Annotated in this window: 17 protein-coding genes; 7 read left to right on the top strand and 10 right to left on the bottom strand. The window is 63.9% G+C overall.

What is annotated here, in order from left to right; all coding sequences use genetic code 11:
• Positions 1-45: 45 nt before the first annotated feature.
• A complete protein-coding gene (gene queG / locus HU770_RS09220) occupies positions 46-1,110 on the top strand; it encodes a tRNA epoxyqueuosine(34) reductase QueG (protein WP_186652751.1) in 1,065 nt (354 codons plus the stop codon).
• Between the two features lie 24 nt (positions 1,111-1,134).
• On the opposite strand, the gene HU770_RS09215 is transcribed toward queG, so the two are convergent.
• Both HU770_RS09215 and orn read right to left on the bottom strand, forming a co-directional pair.
• The gene (locus tag HU770_RS09215) at positions 1,135-1,746 is read right to left on the bottom strand and encodes a trimeric intracellular cation channel family protein (protein WP_033701817.1); all 612 of its coding nucleotides are present in this window, start codon (positions 1,744-1,746) and stop codon (positions 1,135-1,137) included.
• A 91-nt stretch (positions 1,747-1,837) separates the two neighbouring features.
• The gene (orn, locus tag HU770_RS09210) at positions 1,838-2,380 is read right to left on the bottom strand and encodes an oligoribonuclease (protein WP_033701818.1); all 543 of its coding nucleotides are present in this window, start codon (positions 2,378-2,380) and stop codon (positions 1,838-1,840) included.
• Positions 2,381-2,521: 141 nt separating this feature from the next.
• On the opposite strand from orn, the gene rsgA reads away from it, so the two are divergent.
• Together rsgA and HU770_RS09200 are read left to right on the top strand one after the other, a co-directional pair.
• The gene (rsgA, locus tag HU770_RS09205; RefSeq protein ID WP_033701819.1) at positions 2,522-3,553 is read left to right on the top strand and encodes a small ribosomal subunit biogenesis GTPase RsgA; all 1,032 of its coding nucleotides are present in this window, start codon (positions 2,522-2,524) and stop codon (positions 3,551-3,553) included.
• A 122-nt stretch (positions 3,554-3,675) separates the two neighbouring features.
• Positions 3,676-4,155, top strand: coding sequence for a molecular chaperone Tir (locus HU770_RS09200; RefSeq protein ID WP_186663516.1), 480 nt, complete (start codon positions 3,676-3,678; stop codon positions 4,153-4,155).
• Positions 4,156-4,271: 116 nt separating this feature from the next.
• Here the strand turns inward: HU770_RS09200 and motB are convergent, their stop codons facing one another.
• Positions 4,272-5,297, bottom strand: coding sequence for a flagellar motor protein MotB (motB, locus tag HU770_RS09195; RefSeq protein WP_186663515.1), 1,026 nt, complete (start codon positions 5,295-5,297; stop codon positions 4,272-4,274).
• 3 nt (positions 5,298-5,300) lie between these two features.
• A complete protein-coding gene (motA, locus tag HU770_RS09190) occupies positions 5,301-6,152 on the bottom strand; it encodes a flagellar motor stator protein MotA (RefSeq protein WP_033701822.1) in 852 nt (283 codons plus the stop codon).
• Between the two features lie 130 nt (positions 6,153-6,282).
• Here motA and HU770_RS09185 point away from each other — a divergent pair, with 130 nt between their 5' ends.
• The 3 genes from HU770_RS09185 to asd are packed head-to-tail and all read left to right on the top strand — an operon-like array spanning position 6,283 to position 9,545.
• Positions 6,283-7,818, top strand: coding sequence for an HDOD domain-containing protein (locus HU770_RS09185; protein ID WP_186652761.1), 1,536 nt, complete (start codon positions 6,283-6,285; stop codon positions 7,816-7,818).
• Between the two features lie 44 nt (positions 7,819-7,862).
• Positions 7,863-8,672, top strand: a complete 810-nt coding sequence (locus tag HU770_RS27035; RefSeq protein ID WP_186701747.1) for a rhodanese-like domain-containing protein — start codon at positions 7,863-7,865, stop codon at positions 8,670-8,672.
• A gap of 9 nt (positions 8,673-8,681) precedes the next feature.
• On the top strand, positions 8,682-9,545 hold the full coding sequence (asd, locus tag HU770_RS27030; RefSeq protein WP_033701827.1) for an archaetidylserine decarboxylase: 864 nt from the start codon (positions 8,682-8,684) through the stop codon (positions 9,543-9,545).
• Positions 9,546-9,591: 46 nt separating this feature from the next.
• Here asd and serB read toward each other — a convergent pair whose 3' ends face one another.
• Complete coding sequence (serB, locus tag HU770_RS09175) at positions 9,592-10,806, bottom strand: phosphoserine phosphatase SerB (protein WP_033701828.1); 1,215 nt, start codon at positions 10,804-10,806, stop codon at positions 9,592-9,594.
• Positions 10,807-10,941: 135 nt separating this feature from the next.
• On the opposite strand from serB, the gene HU770_RS09170 reads away from it, so the two are divergent.
• On the top strand, positions 10,942-12,405 hold the full coding sequence (locus HU770_RS09170; protein ID WP_186652767.1) for an AhpA/YtjB family protein: 1,464 nt from the start codon (positions 10,942-10,944) through the stop codon (positions 12,403-12,405).
• A 240-nt stretch (positions 12,406-12,645) separates the two neighbouring features.
• On the opposite strand, the gene HU770_RS09165 is transcribed toward HU770_RS09170, so the two are convergent.
• From HU770_RS09165 to parE, 5 genes are all read right to left on the bottom strand, one after another.
• Positions 12,646-13,356 (bottom strand): ABC-type transport auxiliary lipoprotein family protein, encoded by a 711-nt coding sequence (locus HU770_RS09165; protein WP_033701830.1) that lies wholly within the window; start codon positions 13,354-13,356, stop codon positions 12,646-12,648.
• A gap of 173 nt (positions 13,357-13,529) precedes the next feature.
• Positions 13,530-15,788 (bottom strand): DNA topoisomerase IV subunit A, encoded by a 2,259-nt coding sequence (gene parC / locus HU770_RS09160; protein WP_033701831.1) that lies wholly within the window; start codon positions 15,786-15,788, stop codon positions 13,530-13,532.
• 10 nt (positions 15,789-15,798) lie between these two features.
• Positions 15,799-16,317: a TIGR02281 family clan AA aspartic protease gene (locus HU770_RS09155; protein WP_186652769.1), complete on the bottom strand. Its 519-nt coding sequence runs from the start codon at positions 16,315-16,317 to the stop codon at positions 15,799-15,801.
• Positions 16,314-17,300 (bottom strand): esterase-like activity of phytase family protein, encoded by a 987-nt coding sequence (locus tag HU770_RS09150; protein ID WP_186652772.1) that lies wholly within the window; start codon positions 17,298-17,300, stop codon positions 16,314-16,316. Before HU770_RS09150 ends, HU770_RS09155 begins: the two co-directional genes overlap by 4 nt.
• On the bottom strand, positions 17,297-19,201 hold the full coding sequence (gene parE / locus HU770_RS09145; protein ID WP_033701834.1) for a DNA topoisomerase IV subunit B: 1,905 nt from the start codon (positions 19,199-19,201) through the stop codon (positions 17,297-17,299). Before parE ends, HU770_RS09150 begins: the two co-directional genes overlap by 4 nt.
• Positions 19,202-19,242 lie beyond the last annotated feature (41 nt).

Genomic DNA, 19,242 nt, shown 5'->3' with positions numbered 1-19,242 from the left:
CTGGCAGAATTATACGCACCTGAGCCCGTATTGCCTTGCCCATCCATGTCCGCTTGCACACTTGACCTCGCCGCACTGGCCCAATCGATCAAGAATTGGGGCCGAGAACTCGGTTTTGCCCACGTCGGCATCGCCGGTGTGGACCTTGGCGAGCACGAACAGCACCTGCAACGCTGGCTCGATGCTGGCTACCAGGGCGAAATGGAGTACCTGGCCGCTCACGACGGCAAGCGTGCCCACCCTGACCAGTTGATCCCCGGCACGGTACGGGTGGTGTCGCTGCGCATGGACTACTTGCCAGGCGACACGCAGATGGCGCAACGCCTGGCCCAGCCAGAAAAGGCCTACGTATCGCGCTACGCCCTTGGCCGCGATTACCACAAACTGGTGCGCAAACGCGTGCAGCACCTGGCCGATCGCATCCAGGAAGACATTGGCCCGTTCGGTTACCGGGCGTTCGTCGACAGCGCCCCGGTGCTGGAAAAGGCGATTGCCGAGCAAGCTGGGCTGGGTTGGATCGGCAAGAACACCCTGCTGCTCAATCGCAAGGCCGGTAGCTACTTCTTCCTTGCCGAGCTGTTCGTCGACCTGCCACTGCCGGTGGACGAAGCACATACCAGCGAGCACTGCGGGCGGTGCCAGGCGTGCCTGGACATCTGCCCGACCCAAGCCTTTGTCGGCCCCTATGTACTGGATGCCAGGCGCTGCATCTCGTACCTGACCATCGAGCTGAAGGGTGCGATTCCCGTCGAGTTGCGTTCGATGATGGGCAACCGAGTGTTCGGCTGCGATGACTGCCAGATCGTCTGCCCGTGGAACCGCTTTGCCCGGCCCACTCAGGAGAGTGACTTCCAACCCCGGCATGGGCTGGAGAATGCCGAGTTGGCCGAGATGTTCCTGTGGGATGAAAAGACTTTTTTGCGCAAGACCGAAGGCGGGCCATTGCGGCGGGCGGGGTATGAACGCTGGCTGCGAAACCTGGCGGTGGGGTTGGGCAATGCCCCTTCGACGATTCCGGTGCTGGAGGCCTTGAAGGCCCGACGGGATGACCCGTCGGCACTGGTGCGTGAGCATGTCGAGTGGGCGCTGGAGCGTCACGGACAGGTGTAGGTGGGGTCAGGCGGGCGAAGCCCCTCACTGCTGGTCGTTGTAATGAAACTTGGGCATTTCCCAATGAAACCTGATCGCCAGCAAACGCAGCAGAAACCCGCCAAACAAGGTCAGCAACGTCGCCTGCTCCGCCGGCAGCTGAAAGTGCACGCAGCCCAGATAGAACCATGCCGCCGCAAACGACACGCTGGCATACAGCTCCCGGCGGAACACCAGCGGGATGTCGTTACAGAAGATATCCCGCAAGATCCCACCAAATACCCCGGTGATCACCCCGCTGATCGACGCCACCAGCATGCCCTGCCCCATCTCCAGCGCCGTCATGCAACCGATCAAGGTAAACGCCACCAACCCCAGGGCATCGAGCACCAGGAACAATGAACGCAGGCGGCGCATCATCGGTGCGATGAAAATCGTCAGCAGTGCCGCACAGCTGGTCAGTACCAGGTACTCCGGGTGCTTGACCCAGGTCAGCGGGTAGTGCCCAAGCAGCACGTCACGCACCGAGCCACCGCCCAGGGCGGTGACGCAGGCAATCAGCACCACGCCAAACCAGTCCATGCCGCGGCGGCCGGCAGACAAGGCACCGGTCATGGCTTCAGCGGTGATGGCAATGAGGTAGAGCATCAACAACATGGTGCGAGTCCGTGCGAGAAAGGCGCGCAGTCTAACCAGTTGCCCGAGGCACCAAAAGAGGGCGCAGACACAATATCTGCGCCCTTTCAGCTCACACCTTGATGAAGTGCTCGCGGTAGTGGCGCAACTCGGCGATCGACTCGCGGATATCGTCCAGCGCCAGGTGGGTGCCGCCCTTCTTGAAGCTGTCGCGAACATTCGGCGCCCAGCGTGCGGCCAGCTCCTTGAGGGTCGAGACGTCGAGGTTGCGGTAATGGAAGTAGTTTTCCAGGTTGCGCATATGGCGATAAAGGAAACGGCGGTCCTGGCAGATGCTGTTGCCGCAGATGGGCGACTTGCCTTTGGGCACCCACTGCTCGAGGAAGGCGATGGTCTGCGCCTCGGCCTCGGCCATGCTGACGCGGCTTTCGCGCACACGCTGGGTCAGGCCCGAGCCGCCGTGGGTACGGGTGTTCCACTCGTCCATGCGCGCCAGCACTTCGTCACTGTGGTGAATGGCGATCACCGGGCCTTCGGCCAGGGTGTTCAGATCGCTGTCGGTGACAATCGTGGCCATCTCGATGATGACGTCGCTGTCCGGATCCAGGCCGGTCATTTCCAGGTCGATCCAGATCAGGTTCTGTGGGTTGTGCATGCAGGGGCTCCTCGTATAGGCCGTCATAGTAGCCTAGCGGGGGCGGCCGGCGCATGCGCGGCGCAAAGGTAAGCCCAATGGTCGAGCGCCCGGCGTGCTAAACTGCCTGCCGTTTTCAATCTGTCCCAGCACGGAACCTTCATGGCCAAACGCCAGCTCAATCGTCGCCAAAACTGGCGTATCGAAAAAATCCAGAACGAGCGCGCCGCTCGCGCCGCCAAACGCGAGCAGCACACGCTGCATGAACTGGAGGGCGGCGACCTGGGGCCAGAACAACTGGGCCTGGTGATTGCCCACTTTGGTGTGCAGGTCGAGGTCGAGGCCCAGGACGGCGATACGGCCGGCCAGGTGTTCCGTTGCCACCTGCGGGCCAACCTGCCCGCACTGGTCACAGGCGACCGTGTGGTCTGGCGTGCAGGTAACCAAGGCATCGGCGTGATCGTCGCGCAGATGCCGCGCAGCACCGAGCTGTGCCGGCCGAACAACCACGGCCAGCTCAAGCCGGTGGCGGCCAACGTCGACCTGATCGTGATCGTCTTCGCGCCAGCGCCCGAGCCACACCCGAACCTGATCGACCGCTACCTGGTAGCCGCCGAGCACGCCGGCATCCGTCCGCTGCTGCTGCTGAACAAGGCCGACCTGATCAACGACGAGAACGGCCCGGCCCTGCATGCGCTGCTCGAAGTCTATCGCGACCTCGGCTACCCCTTGCTGGAGGTTTCTGCCCACCAGGGTGATGGCATGCAACGCCTGCAGCAGATGCTGGACGGGCACATCAGCGTATTCGTCGGCCAGTCGGGCGTGGGCAAGTCGTCCCTGGTCAACAGCCTGCTGCCTGCCGCCGACACCCGCGTCGGCGACCTGTCTGAGTGGTCGGGCCAGGGCACGCACACCACCACTACCGCGCGCCTGTACCACTTCCCCAACGGCGGCGACCTGATCGACTCGCCGGGCATTCGCGAATTTGGCCTGGGCCATGTCAGCCGCGATGACGTGGAAGACGGTTTCATCGAGTTTCGCGACCTGTTCGGCACCTGTCGCTTCCGCGATTGCAAACATGACCGCGAGCCAGGCTGCGCACTGCTTCAGGCACTGGACGATGGCCGTATCAAGCAGCAGCGCATGAACAGCTACCGCTCGATCATCGCCAGCCTGCCGGAAGACAGCTACTGATCAGCCTGTTTTGTAGGAAGTATTACCGGAGCATGTAGGATCGCTCCGGTTTTACCGTCATCTATTGCCCCTTCTACTGCTTTCGCTGATGGTCATGCCTTCTATCAGGGAGGGCAACCGCCATGCCGGTTCTTATCAGCTACCGCCACGAAGAGCGGCTCGATGCGTTCATCCTCAATGAGCGCCTGCTGCTCGAAGGCATCGCCACCCAAGTGGTGCAGCTTGACAGCGAAGGGCAGACCCGCGATGACCTGCATGGCAGTTTCTGCCAGCAGATGAGCGATGCTACTCATTGGGTCGGGGTGCTGCCTGACGACACTGCCGAAGATTGGTGGACTGCTTGGCTGCTGGGGGCTGCGGCAATGGCCTGCCGCCGGGTCAGCTTCTATCGCAAAGGGCCAGCGCCGCTACCGGAATGCCTGGGCAGGTGGCCGTGCATGCGTGAGCAGGCGCATATCGACCTGTTCGTGCGGGCCTATCATGACGAACGCACGTTCGAGCGGGCTATGTCACTGCCGCCAGAGCGAGGGTCGGGTACTGACAGGGATAATGCCGATTTCTTTCATGCCGATCTCAAGGCCAAGATCCGCCGGGGGTTTTGACGGCCATGTGATGGCTGGCACCGGCTTCGCCGGTGTTCGCGGGGCAAGCCCGCCCCCACAGAGGCACAGCTATCAATGCGATAACTGTTTCTCTATCGGAGCGGCTGCGCGCGGGGCTATTGCTCTTTGGCGTCGTCCATCTTCAGCGTCCCATCCTCGAAGATGTTCAGCTTCTCGCGCAGCTCACGCGGCTGCATCGGCGCCTGCTCGGCCTCTGGCACAGCCGGGGCCGAGGCGCCGGGGGCGGTGTCGGCAGGTGCTGCGGGCTCGGCCGGCGGTGTTTCGGGCGCGGCCTGTTCACCCTCGATGTTGCGCTGGGCCTTCTTGGTCAGCACGATGATGTCGATGCGCCGGTTGACCGGGTTGAACGGGTCCTTGCGGTCGAACAACGACGACGAGGCGTAACCCACCACCCGGGCCACTTGCTCGTCCGGATAGCCGCCAGCGACCAGCGCGCGCCGCGCCGCGTTGGCACGGTTGGCCGACAGTTCCCAGTTGCCGAACTCACCGGTGCCAGCAAACGGCTTGGCATCAGTGTGGCCACTGATGCTGATCTTGTTCGGCACCGCCTTGATGGTGTCGGCCATGGCCAGCAGGATGTCCTCGAAATACGGCTGCAAGCGCGCACTGCCGATGTCGAACATCGGCCGGTTCTCGGCATCCATGATCTGGATGCGCAAGCCGTCCTGAGTGATCTCGAACAGAATCTGGTCCTTGAACTTCTGCAGTTGCGGGTTTTCCTCGACCTTGTTCTGCAGCTCCTGCAGCAACAACTCGAGGCGCTCGCGTTCGACCTGCTCGGCCATGGTCTCGACCTGGTCCTTGCTCAGCTGAACGCTGGATTCAGGCGTCGGTTCGGACTTCACTTCAGGGTTGATAGTCTTCTCCGGTGCCATCTCGGGCGAACCGCCCAGGTCGATGACGTAGGGCGTGCCACTCTCGGAAAAGCCGATCGGGTCCTTGAAATAGCCGGCAATGGCGATCTTCTGCTCAGGCGTGGCTGTGGACAACAGCCAGAGCACCAGGAAAAACGCCATCATCGCCGTGGCGAAGTCGGCAAAGGCGATTTTCCAGGCGCCGCCATGGTGGCCGCCGCCGAAGCGCTTGACGCGCTTGATGATTATCGGCTGATTGTTCTCCATGACTCAGCGACCGCGAACCGCTTGTTCCAGCTCGGCAAAACTTGGGCGATGCTTGGGGTAAAGCACCTTGCGACCGAACTCGACAGCCAGGGACGGTGGCATGCCCGAGGCCGACGCGACCAGCGAGGCCTTGATCGACTCGTACAGGTTGATCTCTTCCTTGGCATCGTGCTCCAGGCACTTGGCCAACGGGCCGAAGAAGCCATAGGCCGCCAGGATACCGAAGAAGGTACCGACCAGTGCCGCACCCACGTGCATGCCGATGGCCGCCTGGTCGCCCTCGCCGAGCGAGGCCATGGTCACCACGATGCCGAGTACCGCCGCAACGATCCCGAAGCCCGGCATGCCGTCGGCAATGCCGTTCACCGCATGGGAGGGGTGTTCGAGCTCTTCCTTCATGCTCAGCAGCTCCATGTCGAACAAGCCTTCGAGCTCGTGCGGGGCCATGTTGCCGGTGGACATGATGCGCAAGTAGTCGCAGACGAACGCGGTCATGCGCTCATCAGCCAGTACGGTGGGGTACTTGGCGAAGATGGGGCTGGCCGCGGCGTCCTCGATATCACTCTCGATGGCCATCATGCCTTCACGACGGCTTTTGTTGAGGATCTCGTACACCAGGCCCAGCACCTCCAGGTAATAGGCGTGGGTGAAGCGCGAGCCGAACATCTTCATCGACTTCTTGATGACGTGCATAGTCATGTGGCCAGGGTTGGCCTGCAAGAATGCACCGAAGGCCGCACCGCCGATGATCAGTACTTCGAACGGCTGGATCAGCGCCGCGATCTTGCCGTGGGAGAGCACGTATCCGCCGAGCACGCTCGCGAATACGACGATGATGCCGATAATTTTAGCCATAGGTTCAAAGCACTTGCTGTCGTGGTCAGGGTGAGAGACGGGAGCTTTAAAACTCTTCTTCTACTTATCGGCAGAACTGCGCCAGACTATAGCCACTCAAAGCGAAAAGCCAGTTCGGACTGATGTCAAAATGCCAATTGAAACCAAGGTGCCCGCTCAGCCGCCACGTACGTTAGAGGCCTGGGTAAAGCTGCTGGAGAGTGTTCGCATACCTGTGCCGAAACAGAGTTACGACCGGGTATTGGCGGCCATAAACGACAGCCGCCGCTCCCTGCGCGATATCGCCGAACTGATGCAGGATAGCCCGGCACTGGTGCTTTCGGTCATGCGTGAGGCCAATCACCCGGCCAACGCCAGCCAGGCCGAGCCCGCCGAGAGCCTGGAAATTGCCCTGAACCGGCTGGGCCTGACGCGTATCGAGCAGTTGCTCAAGCGCCTGCCCTCGCTGCCAGCCGACGAGGTCCCGCCGGTACTGGGCCAGTTCCAGCTGATCAGCCAGCACGCCTCGCAGCAGGCCAGCGGCCTGTTCGCCAGCCGCCTGGCGCGCTTGTGGCAAGAAATCCACTGGGGCAGCCTGCTGTTCCTCGCCCCACTCTGGCCGCTGGCCCTGGCCTACCCGAAGCTGCTCGACACCTGGGAGCTGCGGGTTATCCACAAGGGTGAGAAAGCCGCCGAGGTGGAGCAGGAACTGTTCGGTGTGCGCATCATGGCGCTGTGCCAGACCATGGCTGAGTACTGGCGCCTGCCGCAATGGGTGACCCAGGGCTACCGCATGCTGCTGGATGAACGCGAGCAACTGGCGCAGGTGTTCAACATTGCCCGCGATCAGGACGTGCTGAGCCAGCAACACCGCCTGGATGAGGAGCCCGGCCTGCGCCGCTGGTTCAACCAGCCGGCCAATACCGTGCTGCTGGCCAACGGCCTGGCCCTGGCGGCGCAGGTGGGCTGGGACAACCCGCACCTGCTGCGCTGGCAGTTGCTGACTGCGCTGTACCTGCAGACGTCGCTGGATGACGTGCAGCAGCAGGTTCACCAGCAAGCGGCGGCCAGCGCCCGGCGCCATGCCCACCAGGCACTGTTCCACCCGGCCGAAGCGCTGATCTGGCCCTGGCAGCAACGCCGCCCGCACCCAGGCATGCTGGCGCCACCGCCGCCCAGCAGTGAAGAACTGAACCGCTGGCGCACGCTGTGCCAGGACCTGCTGGCGCAGCCAAGCCCGTTCACCAATACCGTGCACCTGGCCACCCAGGCCCGCGAGGCCCTGCTGGCCTGCGGCATGCAGCGCATCATGCTGCTGACCCTGGACAAGGCGACCGACTACCTGCGCGTACAGCAGACCGCCGGCCTGCCCAAGGAAGCCGCTGCCATGGCCTTGCAAGTGCCGCAAAGCAAGCTGCTGCAAAAACTGATGAGCAAGGCCGGGCAATTGCGCCTGACCCCGGAAAACCACGGCCAGTTCTCGGCCCTGCTGCCTGCACCGCTGCGCGCCCTCTTCCGGAGCGAGCACCTGCTGCTGCGCTCGCTGGCAGTCAACGACCAGGTCCTGATGCTGGCGGTGGCCGACCAAGGCGGCAACCCTCTGGCCGATATCAGCGTGCAAGCCTTTGGTAAAACCGCGCAATGCATCGAGCGCGCGCTGTCCGTGTTTGCCAACCGCAAGGGCTGAGCCTTGCGCTACAATCGCCCCTCTTTCCACACTGGAGACCGTGGATGACTGACTTTTCCGGCCTGCCCCTGGTGATCGAAGCCGCGGATCTCTTGCCGCGCCTGGGTTCGCCGCACTTGATCCTGGTCGACTTGAGCAGCGCGAACCGTTATGTCAGCGGGCACATCCCCGGCGCCCGCTTCGTCGAAGGCAAGCGCACTCAGCTGGGCCTGCCACCAGCGCCGGGCCTGCTGCCGGCACTGTCCGACCTGGAAAAACTGTTCAGCGAGCTCGGTCATCGCGACGATGCCGTCTACGTGGTCTATGACGATGAAGGCGGCGGCTGGGCCGGGCGCTTCATCTGGTTGCTCGACGTGATCGGCCACAAGGCCTACCACTACCTCAATGGCGGCATTCAGGCCTGGCCGGCGGACACGCTCTCCACCGACGTGCCGGCCAGCAGCAATGCCACCGTGCGCCTGCAGGTGCACAGTGAGCCAACGGCCACCCGCGAGTACCTGCAAAGCCGCCTGGGCGCCGATGACCTGGTCATCTGGGACGCCCGCGGCCCGCTGGAGTACAGCGGCGAGAAGGTGCTGGCGGCCAAAGGCGGCCACATCCCCGGCGCGGTCAACTTCGAGTGGACGGCCGGCATGGACCTCAACGACCACCTGCGCATCCGCCACGACATCGCCGAAGTCCTGCAAAAGCTGGGCATCACGCCCGACAAGGAAGTGATCACCCATTGTCAGAGCCACCGCCGCTCCGGTTTCACCTACCTGGTGGCCAAAGCCCTCGGTTACCCACGCGTCAAGGCTTACGCTGGCTCGTGGAGCGAATGGGGCAACCACCCGGACACGCCTGTTGAAGTTTAAGGAACCTGCATGAAATCCCGTTTGTTCATCATCAGCCAGTACCTGCTGCCGCACCACCTGCTGTCGCGGCTGGCCGGCTGCATTGCCGAGTGCCGTGCACGCTGGTTCAAAAACGCCTTCACCGCCTGGTTTGCCAAGCGCTACCAGGTGAACATGTCCGAGGCCCTGGTCGAGGACTTGAGCGCTTACGAACACTTCAACGCGTTCTTCACCCGTGCCTTGAAGCCCGGCGCCCGTCCGCTCGACGAAACCCCCGGCGCCATCCTGTGCCCAGCCGACGGTGCTGTCAGCCAGCTTGGCCCGATCGAGCACGGCCGCATCTTCCAGGCCAAGGGCCACGGCTACAGCGCCCTGGAGCTGCTGGGTGGCGACCCGGCCCTGGCCGCGCCGTTCATGGGCGGCGAATTCGCCACCATTTACCTGTCGCCGAAGGATTACCACCGCGTGCACATGCCGCTGGCCGGCACCCTGCGCGAGATGGTGTACGTACCGGGCCGCCTGTTCTCGGTGAACCAGACCACGGCCGAAAACGTGCCTGAGCTGTTTGCCCGTAACGAGCGCGTCGTCTGCCTGTTCGACACCGAACGCGGCCCGATGGCCGTGGTGCTGGTAGGTGCGATGATCGTTGCTTCGATCGAGACGGTCTGGGCCGGCTTGGTAACGCCGCCCAAGCGTGAGTTGAAGACCTTCCGTTACGACGAAGCCAGCCGTGCGCCGATCCACCTGGAAAAAGGCGCCGAGCTGGGCCGCTTCAAACTGGGCTCGACCGCCATCGTGCTGTTCGGGCCAGAGCAGGTGAAGTGGGCTGAAAGCCTGGGTGCGGGGTCGGCAGTGCGCATGGGCCAGCAGTTGGCAGCGCCTGCGCAGGCTTGATCGCCTTGTAGAAGCTGGGGCTGCTGGGCAGCCCCGGTCGTTCAGATCAACCGCGCGCGTCGCGGTCGCGCAGGCCCAACAGGTACAGCACCCCATCCAGCCCCAGGGTGGAAATCGCCTGCTTGGCCGATTGACGCACCAGCGGCTTGGCGCGGAAGGCCACGCCCAGGCCGGCCAGCGACAACATTGGCAGGTCGTTGGCGCCATCCCCCACGGCGATGGTCTGGTCCAGTTGCAAGCCCTCTTCACTGGCCAGTTGCTGCAGCAGTTCAGCCTTGCGCTGAGCATCGACAATCGGCTCCACGGCAACGCCGGTCACCTTGCCGTCGACCACTTCCAGCTCATTGGCGAACACATAGTCGATACCCAGGCGCGCCTGCACCTGCTTGGCGAAGTACGTGAAGCCACCGGACAGGATCGCAGTCTTGTAACCCAGGCGCTTGAGCTCGGCGAACAGGTTCTCGGCACCTTCGGTCAGGCGCAGCGACGCACCGATCTCATCCAGCACCCCTACATCCAGGCCTTTGAGCAACGCCATGCGCTCCTTGAAGCTGGCGCGGAAGTCCAGCTCGCCACGCATCGCCCGCTCGGTGATCGCTGCCACCTGCTCGCCCACGCCAGCGGCCTTGGCCAGCTCGTCGATGACTTCGGCCTCGATCAGGGTCGAGTCCATGTCGAATACCGCCAGGCGGCGGTTGCGACGGAACAAGTCGTCCTTCTGGAAAGCGATGTCGACACTCAAGGCTTCTGCCAGGGCGAAGAAGTCTGCGCGCAACGCCTGAGCATCGCTCGGCACGCCGCGCACGGAGATCTCGATGGCCGCCTTGCCCTTCTCGGTCTCGGCATCCAGCCCCACGCGGGCAGACAGGCGTTCGATGCGCTCGATGGTCAGGCCGTACTGGCTGATGACCGCACTGACGCGCTGCAACTGCTCAGGGGTGATCTTGCGGCTGAGCAGGGTGACGATATGACGCGCCTCTCCGTGGCCATCGGCCCAATGCTGGTAATCCGCCTCGGAAATCGGCGTGTAACGGGCCTGCAGATTCAGTTCGTGGGCCTTGGCCTGCACGCTTTGCAGCAGGCGAGTGGCCACTTCGTTGTCCGGGATATCGACCAGAATGCCGAACGACAACGTGCCGTGCATGACCGCCAGGCCGATGTCGAGAATGCTCACACCGCCCTGCAGCAGGACGCCAGTGATGGCCGCAGTGAGACCTGGACGGTCTTCACCTGTGATGTTGATCAGGACGATTTCGCGCAAGACCGGACTCCGACTTCGATGAAAAATGCGCATTCTACCGATTTTCAGTGACCATCGGGCGCGAACGATGCTTTGCCGACAAAACCGGTGTCGCTATACTGCCCAACACTTTTATGCCATTAAGAGCCGAGCGCTGTGAACCGGCCCACCCCCGTCAAGCCAGACAACTTCTTCCTGATGATCTATCGTGCCCTGAGTCAACGTCGCGTCCCTCTGGCGCTACGCATCGCCTGCACCAACATATTCCTGGTGGCACTGGCACTGGTCATCTATGCCTGTGTGATGGGCCTGCAGTTCAAGCAGGCCATGCACGAGCAGGCCGACGCGCTCGGCCAGAGCCTGACCACGCAGACGGCCACGTCGGCCACCGAGCTGTTGGTGTCCAACGACATCCTCAGCCTCAACGTGCTGCTGGGCAACCTGGTGAAAAACCCGCTGGTGGCCCATGCGGCCATCTACAGCGTGGACAACCGCATCCTCGCCGAGGCTGGCCAGCGTCCGCGCAATAGCCTGCTGGGTGAAGCCGAAGGCCTGTACCAGACCAAGATCACCTTCCAGGACGTCACGGCCGGGCAACTGCGCATCAGCCTGGACATGAGCCAGTTCCAGCAGCCGATGCTGATCAGCCTGCAGAGCATGGGCATCCTCGCCGCCATCCTGCTGGCCCTGGCGCTTAGCCTGAGCCTGCGCCAGGCACGCCATATCACCACACCGCTGCTGCAGTTGCGGGTGTGGCTGCGCGACCCGCAGCCCTATACGCCGGCCACCGACCGCCAGGACGAGATCGGCGATATTGCCCGCCAGTTGCACACTCGCCTGGCCCCGCCGCCGCCACCTGAGCCAGAGCCGGAAGAAGAGGACGACGAAGACGACTTCGACGACCTGCACGATCACGCGCCGGCCCCTAAGATTGCCCCGCGCGCCAAGGTTGTCGCCCAGGCTGACGAAGAGGACGACGATGCCTTTGCCGGGCTGCTGGACAACGACGAAAGCGCGCCCAAGCCGGTGCCATACGATTCGGACGAGCCGCAGAACAGCGCCGTACTGGCCGTTCAGCTCGGCTCCCAGGAGCAACTGCGCCGCCTGCCGCGCACGCGCCTGACCGAATTGCTCGAGCGCTACCGCGACTGCCTGGAACAGGCCGCTTCGCTGTATGAGGGTGAAACCCACACGCTCAACGACGGCAGCACCCTGGTGCTGTTCCACAGCCGCGACTGTGGCGAGGACTACCTGACCAACGCGATCTGCTGTGGCGAGTTACTGCGTGCGCTGGGCCATGCCTTGCAGATCGAAGTGGCCGACAGCGGCATTACCCTGCAACTGCAGCTGGGCCTGGCGCTGGGTAATGACCTGCAAGGGTTGGAGCTGGTTGACCTGCTGATGGCCGAAAAAGCCCAGGATGCCCTGGCGCTGTCGCAGCACAGCCGTAACCTGCTGCTGGTAGAGCGCCAGATCAGTGATGACGCGCTGATCCGTCAACGCGCGCGGATCCGCCCGATTGCCAGCCCGGAAGGCGCTTGCTGTGTAGAGCGGTTGATGGAGCCGTATCCGTCGATGCTGGAGCGGCAATTGGCGCGGATGCACGAGCGCCGGGCCTGACACAAAGGCCGCCTTGCCGGGGCGCCGGACCGGTCGGAAAGGCCCGCGCAGCGGCCCTTGTAGGAGCGGCCTTGCGTCGCGAAAGGGGCGCGCAGCGGCCCCAGCAATAGTTGCGTCGACGCTGAAATCGGGGGCCGCTGCGCAGCCCTTTCGCGACGCAAGGCCGCTCCTACAAAGGCCCGCGCAGCAGATACAAAAAAGCCCGCATCGATGCGGGCTTTTTTGTATCAGGCGGAACCATCAGAACCGATAGACTTCCATATCGGTACGAATCGGCGAAGCCATCGGGATCTTGGACTTCTCGGGTGCCTTCTTGACCTGTACCGGCGCAGCGGGCTTCTTCGGCGCCTCTTCGGCAATGGCTGGCTGATTGGCCAGCGGCTTGACCGCCGTGCTCAGCTGTTCAGCCAGCTTTTGCAGCAGTTGCCCTTGAGCCTGCACCTGCGACGCTTCGCTGCCCTCATGCTGCTGCTCAAGGTGAACGATGCGGTTGTCACGCACATGGCCACGACGGTCGAGCAGGCGCCATTGGGCGTCCAGGATCGCCGGCTGATCCTTGCCCGAGTCGAGGCGGGTAATCGACAGCAACACTTGCACGTCCGGGCTGAAGCCGGTGGTCGCCGGGGCCAGCACCACGCGCTGACTGTCCAGGCGCCAGGCCAGCTGGCGAACCAGCAACTGGTCAATGTCCGACGAGAGGCTGCCGGCCCAACGACCGTCGGTCGCCGAACTCAGGCTGCCATCGGCCTGACGCTGCAGGAACGTCTCGCGTTGCAGGTAATCGGCAACCGATACCGGGCCCAGCACCACGGCCATGCCCGCGCTTTGCGACGGCTGGCCAGGATCACCGCTGTCGAGCTGGTACAAGGCCACAGGCTGATGCATGCTGCATCCGCCCAGCCCCAGCAGGCCCGTCATCAACAGCGCAAATGGAAGGCGCAGAAGTTTCATCATCCCATCCAGGCGGTCGCCACAGGCAGACCGCAGTGATACTCATGTAGATTCAATCGGGCACACGGCCACGCCGGCACCGCAAGGGCCATATCATCCGCGAAATAGCTGTCCGACTCCAGCATTTCTGCCCGGAACGGCCTTGAAATTGCCGTTCCAGACATTTCAGCAGCTTACGCCGGGCCTTCCACCTGCAACCCATCGACGCGCTGGAAGCCGCGTGGCAGCTTGCTGCCGCGCCGGCCCCGTTCGCCCTTGTAGTGCTCCAGATCGTCCGCTTTCAGCGATAGCGTACGCTTGCCGGCTTGCAATACAAGGGTTGCGCCTTCAGGGATTACCGCAAGGTCGGTGACAAATTCTTCACGACTGGCCACCCGATCACCGGGCACGCCGATGATCTTGTTGCCCTTGCCTTTGCCCAACTGTGGCAAGTCGCTGACCTTGAACACCAGCAGCCGGCCCTCGGTGGTGACCGCCGCCAGCCAGTCCTGCTCGCGGTTGGCCACCGGGCGCGGGGTCATGACCTTGGCGCCGTTGGGCAGGCTGAGCAGGCCTTTGCCGGCCTTGTTCTTGGCCTGCAGGTCTTCGCCCTTGACCACGAAGCCGTAACCGGCATCCGACGCCACCACATACAGCGCATCGTCCTCAGGTAGCAGCACGCACTCGAAGGTCGCCCCAGGTGGCGGCGCCAGGCGGCCCGTCAGCGGCTCGCCCTGCCCCCGCGCAGACGGCAAGGTATGCGCGGCCACCGAGTAACTGCGGCCGGTGGAGTCGATCAATACGGCAAACTGGTTGGAGCGCCCGGCGGCTGCGGCCTTGAAGCCATCGCCAGCTTTGTACGAAAGGCCGGTGGCGTCGATGTCGTGGCCCTTGGCGCAGCGCACCCAGCCCTTTTCCGATAGCACAACGGTGACCGGCTCGGTCGGCATCAGCTCGTTTTCCGACAGCGCCTTGGCTTCTGCACGCTCGACGATCGGCGAGCGGCGGTCGTCGCCGTAGGTTTCGGCGTCCTTGATCAGCTCGCTGCGCACCAGCTTGCGCAGCTTGGCGTCGCTGCCGAGCAGGGCCTGCAGCTTGGCCTGCTCCTTGAGCAGCTCGTCCTGCTCGCCGCGAATTTTCATCTCTTCAAGGCGCGCCAGCTGTCGCAGGCGGGTCTCGAGGATGTAGTCAGCCTGGATTTCGGTCAGCTCGAAACGCTCGATCAGCGCCTGCTTGGGATGCTCCTCGGTGCGGATGATATGAATCACTTCATCCAGGTTGAGGAAGGCAGTCAGCAAGCCTTCGAGCAGGTGCAGGCGCCTCTGCACCTTGTCCAGGCGGTGCTGCAGGCGGCGCCGGACGGTGTTGGTACGAAACTCCAGCCACTCCAGCAACAGCGCTCGCAGGTTCTTCAACTGCGGCCGGCCGTCCAGGCCGATGATGTTGACGTTGACCCGGTAGCTGCTTTCCAGGTCGGTGGTGGCGAACAGGTGCTGCATCAGCTCGTCGGCATCCACCCGGTTGGAGCGCGGGATGATGACGATACGGCACGGGTTCTCGTGGTCCGACTCGTCACGCAGGTCGGCCACCATCGGCAGCTTCTTGGCCTGCATCTGTGCGGCGATCTGCTCCAGCACCTTGGCCCCGGAGACCTGATGCGGCAGTGCGGTGACCACCACGTCGCCATCTTCGACGCGATAAACGGCACGCATGCGGATCGAGCCGCGGCCGCTTTCGTAGATCTTCAGGATCTCGGCGCGGGGCGTGATGATTTCGGCTTCGGTCGGGTAGTCCGGGCCCTGGATATGCTCGCACAACTGCTCGATGGTAGCCTTGGGCTCGTCCAGCAGGCGCACGCAGGCACTGGCCACTTCACGCAGGTTGTGCGGCGGCACGTCGGTGGCCATGCCCACGGCGATGCCGGTGGTGCCGTTGAGCAGGATGTTGGGCAGGCGCGCCGGCAGTACTGCGGGCTCCTGCAGGGTGCCGTCGAAGTTCGGCACCCAGTCCACGGTGCCCTGGCCCACTTCGTTGAGCAACACTTCGGCGTAGCGCGACAGGCGCGCCTCGGTGTAACGCATGGCAGCGAACGACTTCGGATCGTCCGGTGCACCCCAGTTGCCCTGGCCATCGACCAGGGTGTAGCGGTAGCTGAACGGCTGCGCCATCAACACCATGGCTTCGTAGCAGGCCGAGTCGCCGTGGGGGTGGAACTTGCCGAGCACGTCACCGACGGTACGCGCCGACTTCTTGTGCTTGGCATCGGCATCGAGCCCCAACTCGCTCATGGCGTAGATGATGCGTCGCTGCACCGGCTTCAGGCCGTCGCCGATGTGCGGCAGGGCCCGGTCCATGATCACGTACATGGAGTAGTTGAGGTAGGCCTGTTCGGTGAAGTCAGCCAGCGAGCGGCGTTCGACGCCGTCGAGGCTGAGTTCCAGTGGGTCGCTCATGCGGGCCTCGTCATTTCAGGTTCTGGCGCAACAGCATGGTGCCGCCGCGCTGGGTAAATTCAAGTTGTTTCAGGGCGCTCATGCCCAGCAGCACGGTCTGGCCGTCCAGGCCTGGCACCACGGTTGCGCGCACGCCCTGCAAGCGGATATCGCCCAATTGCAGGGTGGTCAAGCGGGTGCGGTAGCCTTCGGTGCGGCCATTTGCGGTGCTGAGCAGCACCGGGCTGCCTCGCGCCAGGTCCAGCTCGCTGGCCAGGGCCTCGGGGATCGCCACGTCAGTGGCCCCGGTGTCGAGCATGAAATGCACCGCCTGGCCATTGATCGCGCCATCCACCACGAAGTGCCCTTGGCCATTGCTCAGCAGGCGCACCTCGATAAAGCCTTCGCCGTGCTCGGAGCGCACCTGGGTATTGGGATTACGCTGGCTATCTTCCCATTGACCGAAAAAGCGCGTGGCAAGGAACAGCGCCGCCGCCCAGGCGACGATCATCAATAGCTTGCCGGCACGCTTGCCCGGTGCCTGGCTCATGGTTTGGCGCTCCAACCGCCCTCTGGCGCTTCGAAGCGCCAGACAATCGGCCGCACCTCGCCATCGGCGCGGCGGCCATTGTTGTTGTCCAGGCCAATCCAGGCGCCTTTGGCGTCGATCACCAGGGCTTCTGCCAGGCCGAACGGCTGATCATAGCGGCGAGCATCCACCAGCGCATCGGCGGCAAACGACCAGCAACGCTCGACCTTGCCGCTGTCGGCGTCGCGGCGACAGATGCGGTAGGCGTTACGCTCAAGGGTAAACAGCTTGCCCTCGAACCAGGCCAGGTCGGCGAAGTCACGCGACAGCGCGCGCGCGTTGGGCATCTGCGGCGGTTGCATCTCGACCCCGGCCTCGCTCAGCAGCACGCAGCTGCGCCCGCACGTCCACACCGATTGCTGGCGCTCGATCGCCACCAGCCCCCGGCGCTCGCGCTCGGCGGCAAGCCAGATGCGGTCGCCCGCCGGGTTGATCGCCAAGCCTTCGAACAAGGCATTGAAGTTCAGCAGCATGCCGCTGGCCCGGGCCTGTCGTACCATGGCCGGGTCGATCTTCAACCAGTCCGGCTCGCCTTCGACGGGGACCTGCAAGACAGCAGCGTGGGCCTCACTGACCAGGTAAAGGTTACCGGCCTGGTCACAGGTGATGCCTTCGAAGTCCAGTTCACCACCGCGGACATAGGACGCCGCCCAGTTGCGCGACTTCAGCCCCCACGGCAAACCGCTCTCCGGTACCGGCGGCGGGGTGAAGGTCAGCGGTTGGGCACGCCACACGGCATTTTGTTGATCGAAGCGGTAAACGCGGTCGTCGTCACGGTCGGAAACGCCCCATAGCGCACCTCGGCACTGGGCCAGGCCAGACAGGTTGCCGCCGCGCATACCCTCGATCGGGTGCTCGGCGGCCATCTTCAACTGCGGCCAGTTGCCCGCCAAACTCGGCAAGGCGAACAGTGCAAGGCAAGCGGCAAGTAGCAGCCGAATCAAACCATGACCTCGGCCAGGTTGCCTTTGGTTTCCAGCCAGCTCTTGCGATCACCGGCACGCTTCTTGGCCAGCAGCTTGTCCATCAGCTCGCAGGTGGCCTCGACGTCTTCCAGGGTCAGCTGCACCAGGCGCCGGGTATTCGGGTCCATGGTGGTTTCGCGCAGCTGTGGCGGGTTCATCTCGCCCAGCCCTTTGAAGCGCGTGACTTGCGGCTTGCCGCGCTTCTTCTCGGCCACCAGGCGGTCGAGGATGCCATCACGCTCGGCTTCGTCGAGGGCGTAGTAGATTTCCTTGCCCAGGTCGATGCGGTAGAGCGGCGGCATGGCCACGTAGACATGACCGGCCTCCACCAGGGGGCGGAAGTGCTGAACGAACAGCGCGCACAGCAAGGTGGCGATGTGCAAGCCGTCGGAGTCGGCGTCGGCGAGGATGCAGATCTTGCCATAGCGCAGTTGCGACAGGTCGGCGGCGCCGGGGTCGACGCCGATGGCCACGGCAATGTTGTGCACCTCCTGGCTGGCCAGGACTTCACCGCCGTCCACTTCCCAGGTGTTGAGGATCTTGCCGCGCAGCGGCAGGATCGCCTGGAACTCTTTGTCTCGCGCCTGCTTGGCCGAGCCACCGGCCGAGTCACCCTCGACCAGGAACAGCTCGGCGCGCATCGGGTCCTGGCCTGCGCAATCCGCCAGCTTGCCTGGCAGCGCCGGGCCCTGGGTGATGCGTTTGCGTTCGACCTTCTTGCTGGCCTTGAGGCGACGGCCGGCGTTGCTGATGGCCAGTTCCGCCAACTGCATGCCCAGCTCGGGGTGGGCGTTGAGCCACAGGCTGAAGGCGTCCTTGACCACACCGGAAACAAACGCGGCCGCCTCACGGGACGACAGGCGCTCTTTGGTCTGCCCGGAGAACTGCGGCTCCTGCATCTTCATCGAAAGCACGAAGGTGATGCGCTCCCAGACGTCTTCCGGCGCCAGCTTGACGCCGCGCGGCAGCAGGTTGCGGAATTCGCAGAACTCGCGCATGGCGTCCAGCAGGCCCTGGCGCAGGCCGTTGACGTGGGTGCCGCCCTGGGCGGTGGGGATCAGGTTGACGTAGCTTTCCTGAACGCTGTCACCGCCCTCGGGCAGCCACAGCAAGGCCCAGTCCACGGCTTCCTTGTTGCCAGCCAGGCTGCCGCAGAACGGCTCGTCCGGCAGGCGCAGGTACTCGCTGACCGAGTCGACCAGGTAGGAACGCAGGCCGTCCTCGTAGTGCCACTCGACCTTCTCGCCGCTGCCCTTGTCCTCGAAGCTGACCAGCAGGCCCGGGCACAGAACGGCCTTGGCCTTGAGCACATGCTTGAGGCGGCTGATGGAGAATTTAGGCGAATCGAAATACTTCGGGTCGGGGCTGAAGTACACGCTGGTGCCGGTATTGCGCTTGCCGACCGAGCCGACCACTTCCAGTTCACTGGCCTTGAAACCATCGGCGAAGGTCATCTGGTACTCGTTGCCGTCACGCTTGACGCGCACGCGCACCTGGGTCGACAGGGCGTTGACCACCGAAATACCGACGCCGTGCAGGCCGCCGGAGAACTGGTAGTTCTTGTTGGAGAACTTGCCGCCCGCGTGCAGCTTGGTAAGGATCAGCTCGACCCCGGACACGCCTTCTTCCGGGTGAATGTCCACCGGCATGCCGCGGCCGTCGTCGCTGACTTCCAGCGAGTGGTCGGCGTGGAGGATGACCTGCACCGAACGGGCGTGACCGGCCAGGGCTTCGTCGACGCTGTTGTCGATGACCTCCTGGGCCAAGTGGTTCGGTCGGCTGGTATCGGTGTACATGCCCGGTCGCTTGCGGACCGGATCAAGGCCCGAGAGGACTTCGATGGCGTCTGCGTTATAGGCGCTAGCGCTGGGATTGGCCATGGGGTCTCGTCGTCAGTCAGGTGAATGCAAAAGGTCAGAGT

The organism is Pseudomonas sp. SWRI68, assembly GCF_014269165.1.
Taxonomy (GTDB): Bacteria; Pseudomonadota; Gammaproteobacteria; order Pseudomonadales; family Pseudomonadaceae; genus Aquipseudomonas; species Aquipseudomonas capeferrum.
The sequence above is the reverse complement of the archived record's forward strand: the minus strand, read 5'-3'. Positions and strand labels throughout refer to the sequence as shown.